This is a genomic window from Henriciella mobilis (assembly GCF_003576285.1).
GTDB lineage: Bacteria > Pseudomonadota > Alphaproteobacteria > Caulobacterales > Hyphomonadaceae > Henriciella > Henriciella mobilis.
The window spans coordinates 1-260 of the sequence record NZ_QWFX01000001.1 but is presented as its reverse complement, the minus strand read 5'-3'; the positions used below and the strand labels follow the sequence as shown (position 1 = coordinate 260).

General features: G+C 64.2%; 1 protein-coding gene. It reads right to left on the bottom strand.

All coding sequences use genetic code 11. The features are described from left to right. Window positions 1-51 precede the first annotated feature (51 nt). On the bottom strand, window positions 52-260 hold a 209-nt coding region (locus D1223_RS18780; protein WP_158588349.1), incomplete at its 5' end, for a hypothetical protein.

Here is a 260-nt window from a genome sequence, read left to right as displayed (position 1 = left end):
ACGGAGGACGGTGTTGATGCACAGTCTGCTTCTCGAGTTCGACGGAATGCTTCACAATGCTTCGCCGCCGCCCTTTCCCTCGCGGGCGGCGATACGCTCCGCTTCCGCGAGCGCAACCTCGATAGCGGAGCGCACCTCTCCAGTTTGGCAAACGAGGATCAGCCGGTGGCGGTCAACGAGCCGATCACGTCGGTCCAGCGCCTCCGGCACAATGTCGAGCTGCCCACTCCGACGGCTCGCCGTTGTGATGCCTTGCGCTC